This window comes from Geoalkalibacter subterraneus, from assembly GCF_000827125.1.
In the GTDB taxonomy this organism is placed as follows: Bacteria; Desulfobacterota; Desulfuromonadia; order Desulfuromonadales; family Geoalkalibacteraceae; genus Geoalkalibacter_A; species Geoalkalibacter_A subterraneus.
The window spans coordinates 1,799,269-1,811,584 of sequence record NZ_CP010311.1 but is presented as its reverse complement, the minus strand read 5'-3'; the positions used below and the strand labels follow the sequence as shown (position 1 = coordinate 1,811,584).

Genomic DNA, 12,316 nt, shown 5'->3' with positions numbered 1-12,316 from the left:
CTGAGGTAGCTGTTTGAGCCGCAGGCGAGTTTGTCACCGAAAACGATGCCGTCGTGCCCTGCGGTCCCTGCTGAACAGTTACAATCCTTGTACATCAATGTTGACCATTGCCCCCAGCCCTCAGCCAACGAATCCGACAGTCTCCAGAAAATTTTTCAGCGCCCAGACAGCGGCAAACAGCGCTCCCAAAAACAGCCCGGCCATGCTCCATGTATACGACCGTGTCAGATGCACCTCCGATTCCGTCTGCGAGATGATAAAAGGCCGTGTATGGCTGTAGCTTCGGCCTATCTCCACAGTGGCAGAGCCGGACTGCGGAGTCTGACGTTGGCGTAGTTGAGCGTGCAGAATCTTCTCTTCCACATCGGCACGCGCCGCGTCCCACTCATCCGTATCGATGCGACCATCGCCGTTGCGGTCATATTTTTTCAGCATCTGCGGATCGTTCTTGAGTTCCCGTAAAGCCTCGCGCAGGCGTTCCCCCAGACTCGGCCCAACCTTTTTAAGCGGCCGGGCGGTTCCGAGAATATAAAGAAACGCTCCCTCGTGAATCACCTCTTCCACCCATTTTTCATCGGGGTCCGTGCCGCTCCAGGATCGCACCATCAACCCCTCCTGACCGGGAAATCCTTCATGACGGACCCGTGCGCTTACCCGCGCCCCCTCCGGATTAATGGTCACGGCCCCGGTACCGTCCTCAAGCAGGAAGGGCACCGCACCGCTGTCGCTCTGACGAAACAGCTGCCAGCCGGACTTTCGGTTGCGGCGATAACGCCTGAGACGATACCACACACAGGCGGTCTGAGTGGCCGGAGAAACAAGCGCGTACTTGCGGCGGGCACGGCCGTGAAGTTCCACCATCCCCATCGCCATGGAGCGGATGCGGCTGGTGGGGGTGTTCTCGATCAGGCGCTTGAGGCGCAGGCAATAAAAGCCGCCGACAAACAGGGCGGCGCTGAGTAATGCAGGCAGTGCTCCGGTCCGCAGCCCCTCGTAAAAAACTTTCCCGATCAGTTCATGCGCCCCCTGCGAAAAAACACCTGCCCCGGCAACAACGGCCACAGCCACCGGCAGCACCCGCGTCCAGCTCCAGCGGCGCGAGGCAAGAGCCTGTTCGGGGGGAGGCGGCAAAGTGACCTTTTCCGAATCCCCTTCGGAGGGAGAAGAGGCCTCATCGTCTTTTTCGATCTCTTCCCTGATCACCGCATGCAATGGGAAGGCAGAAACCTCAACTCCCGGCTGTGAGTCTTGGTGCGCTTCTTTCTGCAGCACCAGATCACTCATCAACCAGCCATAGCGCGTCAGGGCTTTCAAATTGGCCGCTCGGGCGTCATCTCCATCATCGGGGCGGCGCAACTGACAGCCGGGCAGAAGCGCAAGGCCGAAATCGCAATCGAGGATGAACTCCCCGGCATACTCACCGACCAGCTTCAGAAGCTGCTCCATGTTCCCGGTGCTGCTCAAACAGGCGCGCTCACCCAAACCTTGCGGATTGAATCCCCCCGTGACCAGACGCAGGGCGGTCACAACCCCCTGCTTTTCATCGAGCACATAGAGATCGAGGACGGAATGACTGCGCAGGACTTCTTTCTTCAATTCGAGATCGGTCATGGGGGAGATGCCCGCCATACCGCGATAGGTGTTCTGCACCATCAGCTGACTGAGATTTTTGCTGATAATGCGGCCGGAAAGATCGGCAAGGATCGCAAGAACCCGGCTGCCGCGTTCAATGCGCAGCGGCTCGGCGGGCTCGGAAAATTCCAGGTAATCGTCACAAATGGTGACCTGCCGCACGCGAAATGGCGCATGAGGAGGCGTCTTCGGACGAATTATATGTGCCTGGATGCCATGTTGTCCCACCAGTTCGGCCAGTCCTGCGAGTTTTCCAGGTTCGCTCCGGGCCAACAGCGCCGCACCGCGCCCCACCAGTCGTTGTCGGGCAGTGAAAGAATCAATCTGATGTTTATCCCCCAGAAGTGTCAGCAGGTTCTGGATTTCATCGTTTTCGGAAGAAGAACGGACGACGATCAGATAGTCAGTATCACTCATAGGATGCTCATATTCGTTAACTCAACAGGCTGGGCTGTACTGTCAGAAAAACATGTTCTGTCTTAGGGATGCTTAGAATTAAGCAATTTTCAGGCCCGCATTAAAACTGAGAGATCAATTGTCGTCACCCAGGAGAAGCATGACGCGAAATGACCACTTTATGCCAAATTTTGCGTACTTGTTTCTAACGTGTCGTAACTGTTCAGCATGGGGTCGTAACTCCCATGACAAGGGACACTTTGCTCCATCCCTGGTCGTTTGATTGGCGCCATCCCTGGGGCCAGACAATCTTGACATGGGAGTTACGACCTTGCGAAGTGAATAGATACCACGGCTCAATATTTTCAGAAAATTACAGTATTTTTACAAGGCACTAATCTTGCTTGACAAACCTTCATCACCCAAAGACAAAAAGTGTTATTTTCGCGATGGGAGCGTTCCATGAGTTTCAGACCAGGCAACCTTCTTCCTGTCTCCAGCAATCGCGGCTTCACCCTGGTTGAAGTCCTGGCCGCGTTGGTGATTATTTCGGTCGGGCTGCTGGGACTTGCCGCACTGCAGGGCCAGAGCCTGCGGGGCAACCACAGTGCCGCTATGCGGACGCAGGCTGTCAACCAGGTAGAGAATATCGTCGATCGGATGCGCGCCAACCGCGCTGAAGCCCTGGATGGAGCCTACACCATCGGGATGGGGTTAAACCCAGCGGCGCCCGCTTATTCGGGAATTGTTCTGGTTGATCTCCAGGAATGGAGGGAACTGCTGTCCCAGAGCCTTTCCATGGGTGACGGCTCCGTCACAATTGATGGAGATGTCTGCACGGTGGTTGTTCAGTGGACGGAGCCGGACGGAACCAAGGATCTGACCGTGGTGACTCGCTTATGAAAAATCCTCTCCAAACAATGACGGGCAGGCTGCACTCCAAAAGCGGGATGACTCTCGTTGAGCTGATTGTTGCGATGGCGATCAGCCTTGTTCTCGCCGGCGCTCTTTATCAGATCTTTATCAGCAGCACTCGAAGCTACGCTTTGAACGAAGGGCTGGCGCACCTGCAGGAAAACAGCCGTTATGCCATAAAGATTCTGCGGCGCGACATTCGACAGGCCGGCTATCTGGGGTGTCTTCAGGATAATGCCGCCTACACCAATACATTGAATGATCCAACCGACTTTCTCTTCAATTTCAATCAGGCCGTCTACGGTCTTGAGGCCACTTCTGCGACAACCTGGGCAGACGAACTCGGTCCGGCAGACCCGACGGCCATCGGTTTTGATGGCATGAACCTGGCTGACCCTACTGGCGGCAGCGACATTCTGGCCATCCGCGGCATGATGGGCAACCAGCTCTTTTTTCTCGAAACGCCCATGCCGAGCACCTCCGCAGACATGAAACTTGAAGACGGGACGACCGGAATCGACGATGGCGACATCCTGATGATCACCGATTGCCGGCATGCTTCAGTCTTTCAAACCACCAACTATACGGCCGTTAACGGCAACCTTGTCCATAATACGGGCACGGGCACCCCGGGAAACTTCACCAAAGATCTTGGGCACGCCTATCCTCCAGGGGCCCAGCTTCATAAGCCGGCAACGACTCTCTATTTCATCGCGAAAAATGCGGCCGGGCAACCCTCCCTTTTCCGCAAGGTTGGTTTGGCCGACGCGCGGGAGTTGGTCGGTGGCATGGAAAATATGCAGGTACGCTTTGGAGAAGATCTCGACGGGGATGGTGCCGCCGACACCTACGTCGATGCCAATGCCGTGACCGACTGGAATACTGTGGTCAGTGTCCATATCGCCCTGCTGCAGCGCACTGTTTCCGAGGTGCCCGGCAGGCCTGTCGACAACGCAGGGTATGACATCAGCGCAGACGGCAACATCGATTTTACCGCACCCGGAGACCGGCGTCTGCGCAGAGTCCTGACCACAACGATCGGATTGCGCAACCATTTGCGCTGAGAGGCTGTCGATGAATCCAGCAAGAACATTATCTGATCAACAAGGCGCGGTGCTGATCAGCGGGCTTATGCTTTTACTGGTGCTTACTCTGTTGGGAGCAGCAGCCCTGCAGGGCACCACGAATCAATATCGAATGGCGGGAGATTTCGTCCAGCAAGAGCTTGCCTTTCAGGCAGCCGAAGCCGGACTGCGCGACGCGGAAGCCTGGCTGGAAAACACGGTCGTTCTGCCTGAATTCAATAACAGCAATGGGCTCTATCAGCCAGCCCCCCAGCTTGCCTTCCAGGCCGGCATCTGGGCGGATGAAACTCCTGCAAATTATATCACCTACCAGGGTGACGACCTCGGTGACCCTCTCCCCTTTCCTTTGCCCCGCTACATCATCGAGTTCATGGCCGAGGTCGATGTCAGCGGCAACGATTCGATTAAATTTGCACCTGCCGCAGGCGACGCTCCAAGGATCTTTCGCATTACCAGCCGCGGAGTCGGTCCCAACGGACGCAGTACGGTCATCCTGCAAACAACATTTATTCGCTGAGAGAGGTCAGAGTTTTGAAGATGAGACGGTATTTTTTCGGTTTCGCCCTGCTTTTGCTGTTTATTGTACCTGTCGGGCCCCTCTCCGCCATGGTCGTACCGCAGGGAACCCTCGACGCCATTCATGCTGAACGCCGGGAGGTTGTGATCGATCGCCAGAATTACTCCCTGGCCGAGGACGTCAGAATATATCTTGAGTCCGATCCAGAACAGACGCTGGAACTCTCCGCCCTGCGCGGAGGGCAAAAAGTCGTCTACGATCTGAGTTATCCGTCGGGCCAGTCACCCAGGATCAAGGTTCTTGTCATACAGGATTAATAGATAACAGATACCTGTCCGGCCTGGGGTCGCAGCTTCCATGGCAAGGGTGTCTGGCGTCAGGGAGGGCGCCAGTCAAACGGCCATGGAGGGCGAAAAGTGTCCCTTGTCATGGGAGCTGCGTCCCCAGGACGTAAATAGGTACAAAAACAGGTTGCCACTGAAGGGACGTTATTATGTCCGATGCCGGAAAACAGAACAAAGCTGCCTCCTGGTTGATCTCTACAGTCCTGAGTGCCCTACTGGCCCCGTTGCTGATTTTTGCAGGCTCAACCGGCGTTCAGGCTGAAATATCCCAGGTTCCGCTGTTTCTCACCGTGGAAGTCGAGCCCAATATCGTTTTCGTCATCGACGATTCGGGCTCCATGCACTTTGAGACGCTTCCCGATGAAGTGTCCATGGATACCTTCGGCGGACTCGAATGGTGGCACCGCGGCGTTTTCTACATGTTTCCTCCCGCCGACCGTATCTACGGCGGCGACACCGATTACTGGCGCAGCAGCACCTATCGGGGTTTCAATCTGCACAATATCCCCGGATTCGGAGCCACCGATCGCTGGGCCGCGTTTTTTCGTTCCCACCACAACAACGCCATGTATTACAACCCGCAGACAAGGTATCTGCCCTGGGTCTCAGCGGACGGAACGCCCTGGCCGGACGCCGATCCCGGCGCCGCCTACCACAACCCTGCCGATACAGACAAGGGCAGCCGCAATCTCACCGCCAATAACTGGCAATATGGCTGCTGGATCAATCCGGCAGCCAACAACTGGACTTCAAACTGGGGGCTGTGTTCTTCGGAGAGCCGCAGTTTCTATCCAGCGACTTATTTCAATTATCAAGGCGGAGATGTCAACGAAGCCTCGAGCTATGAACGCATCGAGATAAAAGCGGGCAACGGTCCCTTTATCGGGGGTCCCAAACGCACGGACTGCGCAGACCCCGACGCCTGCACCTATGAAGAGGAGATTCAGAATTTCGCCAACTGGTACACCTACCACCGCTCCCGCATCCTCACTTCGCGCGGTGGCATCGGCCGTGCTTTTGCCGCCCAGGGCGAAGACATTCGCGTCGGATACGGTACGATCAACGCGGGCAGTTCCTATCTGGACTCCGAAGCCAGTCCAGGAACCATGGTGCGCGGAGTCAGGTCATTCTCCGGTACCGATCGGGAGGAGTTTTTTTCTCTTCTGTATGAACGCGACATTCCCTTGTCCGGCACTCCCCTGCGACGTGCACTTGATGATGTCGGCCAGTATTACACCCGCGAGGATGCCCGCGGCCCCTGGAACACAACGCCCGGGGCCACCGGCGGGTCAAATCTCGCCTGTCGCAACAGCTATACGGTTCTGATGACGGACGGTTACTGGAATGTCGGCAACGAGCACGCCGCCCGCCATTCTTCGAGGCGGGCCAACGTTGACGACCAGAACGGGCCGAGCATTCTCAACCCCGTCCCCCTGGCTGAAAATTTTCAATACACCCCCGAACCTCCCTATCAGGACGATTGGTCCGACACGCTTGCCGATGTCGCGATGTATTACTGGAACCGTGATCTCTGCCCGAATATTTCCAACCGCGTACCGACTTCAGTTTTCAACGAAGCCTACTGGCAGAGCATGGTGACCTTCGGCGTCGGCCTCGGGGTTTCGGGGACTCTCGACCAGAAAACGGATCTGGGCTCTCTCAAGTCCGGAGACCTTGACTGGCCCGACCCGACTACGGATGCCACCCCGAGGGGAGCCAAAATTGACGATCTCTGGCATGCATCTCTCAACAGCAGGGGCGATTTCTTCAGCGCCATGGACCCCGAAATTTTTTCCGAAAAGCTTGGCGGCCTGTTGGCGTCCCTCGTCGACAGGAAGACGGGGACTGCTGCGGCTATCGCCACCAACTCCACACGCCTGATCGATAACACCCTCATCTATCAGGCACGTTTCGACAGTGAAACATGGAGCGGACAGATCCTGGCCTACAACATCAACAGCGATGGATCGGTGGGAGAGGTGGAATGGGATACGCATGACTCCGGCAAGGTCCCTGCGCATGGGGATCGCAGCATCTTTACCTGGAACGGCACGGACGGGGTCCCCTTCACCGTGGCGGGGTGGGACAACCTTTCAAGCGTGCAGCGCACGGACCTGCGTGCCGGAGGCTCGGACGATCAGGGCAAAGATCGACTCAACTGGCTGCGCGGCGATCAGAGCATGGAAAACGATCAGGAGGGCGGATACCTGCGCCCGCGGGAACATATCCTGGGCGACATCGTCAATTCCGACCCCCTGATTGTCGGCGCACCCGATTTCCAGTATCAGGATTTACCCGCCGGCACCCCGGGCAGGGACACCTACAAGTCTTTTCGCATCGACAATGCCGCACGGACGCGCCTGCTCTATATCGGCGGCAATGATGGGATGCTGCACGCCTTCGATGCCAACACCGGCGTTGAACAGTTTGCCTATGTCCCTGCCGCAGCTTCCTCGGCGGGGCTCGCCAACCTGAGCGACCCGGATTATGTTCACCGGTATTACGTCGACGGTTCTCCCAGTGTCGGCGATGCATACCTGAATGATTCCTGGAAAACTATCCTCATCGGCACCATGGGGGGCGGCGGGCGCAGCGTCTTCGCCCTCGATGTCACCGATCCGGACACTTTCGATGAGAGCAATGTCCTGTGGGAGTTCTCCCATCCGGATATGGGCTACGCCATCGGAAAACCGGTCCTTGCGCGCCTGCAGAACGGCCAGTGGGCGGTTCTGTTCGGCAACGGTTACGGCGGCGACAGCCACCGCGCGCAACTGTTCATTGTTGATGCGCAATCCGGGGAGCTTATCCGCCGGATCGATACGGGTGCGGGCTCAGCCGGAGATCCCAACGGCCTGTCCGTTCCGGCGCTGCTGACCGACGCCCATCGCACCGTGACCACGGCCTATGCCGGAGACCTGCATGGGAATCTCTGGAAATTCGATCTAAACGACGAATTGGCTTCGGACTGGGACATCCCCTTTGTCACCAACCCCGGCGCAGTAAGACGCCCCCTGTTCACTGCCCGCGACAATTCGGGGCAGATGCAGCCCATTACCGCTCCGTTGGAGCTCGGCGCACACCCTGAAGGAGGCGTGATGGTCTACTTCGGCACCGGTAAATACTTTGAAGTCGGCGACAACATTGTCGGGGCCAACCCACCTGTTCAATCCTTTTACGGGATATGGGACAACGACTCCCGCATCACGGAAACGGATCGAAGCTCCCTTGTCTCCCAGACCATCCTGGCAGAAGGCGTCCTGCACGATTCATCCGACGATCAGCTGCGGGCGGTCTCTCAGAATTCCGTCGATTACAATGCCAACCCCTCACCTCAGCGCGGCTGGTTCATCGACCTCGTCTCTCCGGTTGCCGGCCTGCAGGGAGAGCGTGTCGTCAGCGCGCCGGTGCTGCGTCGCGGACGGGTCATCTTTTCGACTCTGATCCCTCTGGCGGACCCCTGCTCTGCGGGCGGAACGAGCTGGCTTATGGAACTCGACGCCGTGATGGGCTCACGCCTGGATGAATCGGTTTTTGACGTGAACGACGATACGGAAATCGACGACGATGACAAAATCACCATCATTGTCGATGGCACAACCATGACGGTTGCTGCCAGTGGCATTCAGTCCCAGGTCGGCATTATCAAAACCCCGGCAGTTATCGAAGCAGGTGACCTGGAATATAAATACTTCGGTGGATCGGAGGGAGGGATCGCCGTTATACGCGAAAAAGGAGGCGATGCCGATGAGCTGGGCCGACGCTCCTGGAGGCAACTGCGCTGACTGTTTGAGCCGCAGGCGTGTTTGTCATCGCAAACGATGTCGTCACGCACTGCGGCCTCACTAGTTATCTCTTGATTTACTTCTCATCCTCAACCGGCTCCAGACGCGCCAGCACACCGTTTCCATGGTCGGTCAGCAGGTAGATTAAGCCGTCCGGTCCGACGCGCACATCGCGGATGCGTCCCAGTTCATCTTTCAGAAGGTGGTCCTCCTCGACCAGTTCTTCTCCGTCAAATCTCAAGCGGACCAGCATCTGCCCCGCCAATGCTCCAACAAACAGATCCCCCTGCCAGCGGGGGAATTTATCGCCGGTGTAAAAAGCCATTCCTGAAGGTGCGATGGAAGTGGGCACCCCAGGTGAACCTAAAGAAATGTTGCGCTTCCGAAGGATTGGGTGGCTCTGAAGACGAACCATATCGGCCTCCACCAAAAATCTGGTATTTAAGCTGATCAAAAAGAATCCCCCTCCCTGACCCGTTCTGCGACCTTGCGAAAATGGAAACCATAGACGGCATAGGTAATGGCCAGGGGGAAAAGGCGCGGCTTTCTGAACAGGGACCAGAAAAACAGTTTCCAGAACTGGAGGCGCTCCTTACCAATTACTCCCAACCAGAGAATCGACTTGAACAATGCGCCGATATGTCCCTTCTGCAAATGGAATTTTCCCTTCGGGCGAGGATTGTATTCCTTGAACAAGCTGATCACCCGCTGGTAGTACTGTTTAGGATCGTAAATGGTATCGAGAATTTTCTGATAGCCAAGGCGAAGTGCTTCCGGATTCATGCGCGGAATAAAATTGACGTCAAAAATCGTATTCTCACCAGACGAATCCTTAAGCAAGCGACCCTCGCCCTCCAGCCGCTGGTAGAGACGGGTTCCACGCAGCGCGGAAAGTACGCCGACCATAGCGGTCACAATGCCGCTTTCCTGAATGAACCTGATCTGTTTTTCGAAAATTCCCGGCGTATCGCTGTCAAATCCGACAATAAAACCACCATGAACCTGTAATCCGGCCTGCTGAATGCGTTTGACGGAATCGATCAGGTCGCGGTTTCTGTTCTGGAGTTTGCAAGTTTCCGCAAGCCCTGCATCGTCGGGAGTTTCGATGCCGACAAAGACCTCTTCAAATCCGGCGAGCACCATCCATTCCATCAACTGCGGGTCGTCTGCAAGATCGACAGACGCCTCCGTATAGAAATAAAAGGGGTAATCCTTCTCCTTCATCCATTCGACGATGGCGGGCAGCACCTCATTCTTGAGGGTCGGCTTATCGCCGATAAAGTTGTCATCGACAAAAAAGATCGCGCCACGCCAGTCGCGCGCATACAGACTCTCCAACTCATCGATAATCTGGCCAACTTTTTTGTTGCGGGGCCGGCGTCCAAACAGAGCGGTGATATCGCAGAACTCGCAGTCGAAGGGACAACCCCGCCCGTACTGGATGTTCATGGCCGCGTAATCTTTCATGTCGATCAGGTCCCACAGAGGAATCGGCGTCTGTTCGATCTGCGCCCACTGCTCTGCACGGTAAATATGACGGGGTTCGCCCTGCTGCAGATCCTGCAGAAAAGGCGGCAGGGTCACCTCCCCTTCCCCCAGCACCAGGTGATCGACCTCGGGCAGGGTTTCATGATAGGAGGTGAACAGCGGCCCTCCGGCAACAGTCTTGACCCCAAGGCGTCGACACCGTTCGATAACTTCGCATGCCGATTCTTTCTGAATCGTCATGGCACTGATGAAAACGTAATCCGCCCACATCAGATCTGCGTCTGAAAGGGAGCGGACATTCATGTCGACCAGTTTCTTTTCCCAATCTCCAGGCAGCATTGCAGCAATGGTCAACAATCCCAACGGCGGAAAACTGGCTTTACGGTCGATGAATTTCATCGCATAGCGAAAGCTCCAGAAAGTGGTCGGATAATGAGGATAAACCAGAAGAATTTTCATACTTGAACTCCTCGAGAAGCGATACCGTAGGTTCTGTTAGCCCTCATCGCAGCACCCCTCTTATGATTACGTCCACAGCCTCATCGGGGGAAAGCCCGTGGGCCAGAAGCGTCTCCAGCTGGCGCTGGTCGACCGTGCCGATAGCTGCCTCATGAGTCACTTTCGCCAGCGGATGAGTGACGTTGACAATCGGGACGGCCCGGGCGACCGCCTGATCTCTGACCAGTTCCATGCAGTCCACATGTCCCCGTGCGCCGGCAGCGTTTCCTGAGGTCGAACCGATGATCTCGGCCGAAGCATGATCCCGCAAAGCGATTCTTGATTTAATCAGACCACGGGAGTTCTCTCCTTCGAGAACAATCTTTTCACGGATTTTGATCATATCGCTGCCGCTGCCGGAAACGCGTGCGATCAGTTCCGTAACCGAGTCGGCATAGCCGGTGATGGTATAATCCATATCCAGGCTGCCGACGCGACCGCTTGTCAGGTTGAACTCGCTGTTGAAGCGACCGCCCTCACCTACCTGCACCTGGCTTTTCGGGACAACTTCAACCCCACCCTGAGGGCCATGTACGTGAGTTTCGTTATAGCGCAACCTGGCTCCCTCCCCGATTTCAACCCGGGCAATCATTGCATGACGAACCTTCTCGGCATTAGGAAACAGGCAGTGGGCGATAAAATCAACCGAGGAGTAAGGCTCGAGCACAATGTCCATTTCGATCTGCTGAAGGCCTTCAGAATGAACGACTCCGAAACAGAGATGAACGGGATTGGAGATTCTAACGTCCTCAGCTACCCTGATTCTCGCAACAATGCCGTGTGGGGTTTCCTCGGTGTCCACCTTCAGTCCTTGCACCTGCCGTGCGCTCAGGATGCGGTGCTCGACGGCCAGAAGATGCGCCACCTCCAGGTCTTCGAAAACCTCACGGTCGCCGCCGCTTGAACCGAAAGCTTCCAGCAGAAGGTCATTTTCACTCATATCCACACTCCACTCCGTCGCACAAAAGACATTTTCTGTTCTGATAGTGAGCGGCCACATGCCGAGGATCGCCGGTGCACACGATGCGGCCGTCACAGATCTGGGAGGCATGATCGGCGCAGCCGGCAATCTCTTCGCGGTGAGTGATGAGCAGAACTGCCGCACCGGATTGCCTGAAAGAATCGATCACCTGGAGGATATCCCGGGTCGACAGCATATCGATGCCTGAATCAGGCTCGTCGAGAATCGCTAGGCGAGGTTTAAGCGCCAGCACCGATGCGAGTTCTATCCGTTTCCGTTCACCACCGCTGAGATTCTTGTCGACCATTCGTTTGGCGTACGAAGAGGGATCCAGTCCAACCTGTTTCAGGTACGAATCGGCGTCGAGTGTTTTGTCATGCAGGCAAAGATACTCATCCACCCTCAGGCCTTCGAATCGAACCGGTTCCTGCCAGGCCAGCGAGATCCCAAGACGCGCACGTTCGTGGATTTCAAGATCGTTGATTTTTTGTCCGTCAAAAACAATCTCCCCTTGCTGCGGGCTCTGTCTGCTGCACCCCATGATCAGATATGCAAGGGTGCTTTTTCCTGTGCCATTGGTCCCGATCAGGGCATGCACCTCGCCGGAATCAAGGGACATATCCAGGTGGTCGATAATGGTGCGGTCAGGGGTCCGGTAAACGATATTGCGCATTTCCAGCAAGGACATGCCATAACCT

Annotated in this window: 9 protein-coding genes and 1 pseudogene; 5 read left to right on the top strand and 5 right to left on the bottom strand. The window is 56.3% G+C overall.

Annotated features, from left to right (window positions below; all coding sequences use genetic code 11):
• Positions 1–120: 120 nt before the first annotated feature.
• Positions 121–2,049 carry a GIDE domain-containing protein gene (locus tag GSUB_RS08370; RefSeq protein WP_040200231.1) on the bottom strand — a complete coding sequence of 643 codons (1,929 nt, stop codon included), beginning with the start codon at positions 2,047–2,049 and terminating at the stop codon, positions 121–123.
• A 441-nt stretch (positions 2,050–2,490) separates the two neighbouring features.
• Here GSUB_RS08370 and pilV point away from each other — a divergent pair, with 441 nt between their 5' ends.
• The 5 genes from pilV to GSUB_RS08345 all read left to right on the top strand — a co-directional run bounded on the left by pilV (position 2,491) and on the right by GSUB_RS08345 (position 8,671).
• Complete coding sequence (gene pilV, locus GSUB_RS08365; RefSeq protein WP_040200229.1) at positions 2,491–2,931, top strand: type IV pilus modification protein PilV; 441 nt, start codon at positions 2,491–2,493, stop codon at positions 2,929–2,931.
• Positions 2,928–4,007, top strand: coding sequence for a PilW family protein (locus tag GSUB_RS08360; RefSeq protein ID WP_052464774.1), 1,080 nt, complete (start codon positions 2,928–2,930; stop codon positions 4,005–4,007). Before pilV ends, GSUB_RS08360 begins: the two co-directional genes overlap by 4 nt.
• Positions 4,008–4,017: 10 nt before the next feature.
• A complete protein-coding gene (locus GSUB_RS18010) occupies positions 4,018–4,545 on the top strand; it encodes a pilus assembly PilX family protein (protein WP_084211884.1) in 528 nt (175 codons plus the stop codon).
• Positions 4,546–4,565: 20 nt separating this feature from the next.
• On the top strand, positions 4,566–4,862 hold the full coding sequence (locus GSUB_RS08350) for a hypothetical protein (RefSeq protein WP_144401994.1): 297 nt from the start codon (positions 4,566–4,568) through the stop codon (positions 4,860–4,862).
• A gap of 176 nt (positions 4,863–5,038) precedes the next feature.
• Positions 5,039–8,671: a pilus assembly protein gene (locus GSUB_RS08345; RefSeq protein ID WP_052464769.1), complete on the top strand. Its 3,633-nt coding sequence runs from the start codon at positions 5,039–5,041 to the stop codon at positions 8,669–8,671.
• Between the two features lie 76 nt (positions 8,672–8,747).
• Here the strand turns inward: GSUB_RS08345 and GSUB_RS08340 are convergent.
• The 4 genes and pseudogenes from GSUB_RS08340 to GSUB_RS08325 form a co-directional block, all read right to left on the bottom strand.
• Positions 8,748–9,014: pseudogene (locus tag GSUB_RS08340) on the bottom strand (PQQ-dependent sugar dehydrogenase); the annotation flags it as partial.
• 107 nt (positions 9,015–9,121) lie between these two features.
• Positions 9,122–10,618, bottom strand: coding sequence for a B12-binding domain-containing radical SAM protein (locus GSUB_RS08335; protein WP_040200223.1), 1,497 nt, complete (start codon positions 10,616–10,618; stop codon positions 9,122–9,124).
• A 43-nt stretch (positions 10,619–10,661) separates the two neighbouring features.
• Positions 10,662–11,597 (bottom strand): SufB/SufD family protein, encoded by a 936-nt coding sequence (locus GSUB_RS08330; protein ID WP_040200221.1) that lies wholly within the window; start codon positions 11,595–11,597, stop codon positions 10,662–10,664.
• Positions 11,590–12,306, bottom strand: coding sequence for an ATP-binding cassette domain-containing protein (locus GSUB_RS08325; protein ID WP_040200219.1), 717 nt, complete (start codon positions 12,304–12,306; stop codon positions 11,590–11,592). Before GSUB_RS08325 ends, GSUB_RS08330 begins: the two co-directional genes overlap by 8 nt.
• Positions 12,307–12,316: the final 10 nt, after the last annotated feature.

Excerpts from the sequence above, each read along its gene's own strand:
- GSUB_RS08370 (WP_040200231.1), bottom strand. The coding sequence starts at position 2,049 with ATGAGTGATACTGACTATCTGATCGTCGTCCGTTCTTCTTCCGAAAAC.
- pilV (WP_040200229.1), top strand. The coding sequence starts at position 2,491 with ATGAGTTTCAGACCAGGCAACCTTCTTCCTGTCTCCAGCAATCGCGGC.
- GSUB_RS08360 (WP_052464774.1), top strand. The coding sequence starts at position 2,928 with ATGAAAAATCCTCTCCAAACAATGACGGGCAGGCTGCACTCCAAAAGC.
- GSUB_RS18010 (WP_084211884.1), top strand. The coding sequence starts at position 4,018 with ATGAATCCAGCAAGAACATTATCTGATCAACAAGGCGCGGTGCTGATC.
- GSUB_RS08350 (WP_144401994.1), top strand. The coding sequence starts at position 4,566 with ATGAGACGGTATTTTTTCGGTTTCGCCCTGCTTTTGCTGTTTATTGTA.
- GSUB_RS08345 (WP_052464769.1), top strand. The coding sequence starts at position 5,039 with ATGTCCGATGCCGGAAAACAGAACAAAGCTGCCTCCTGGTTGATCTCT.
- GSUB_RS08335 (WP_040200223.1), bottom strand. The coding sequence starts at position 10,618 with ATGAAAATTCTTCTGGTTTATCCTCATTATCCGACCACTTTCTGGAGC.
- GSUB_RS08330 (WP_040200221.1), bottom strand. The coding sequence starts at position 11,597 with ATGAGTGAAAATGACCTTCTGCTGGAAGCTTTCGGTTCAAGCGGCGGC.
- GSUB_RS08325 (WP_040200219.1), bottom strand. The coding sequence starts at position 12,306 with ATGTCCTTGCTGGAAATGCGCAATATCGTTTACCGGACCCCTGACCGC.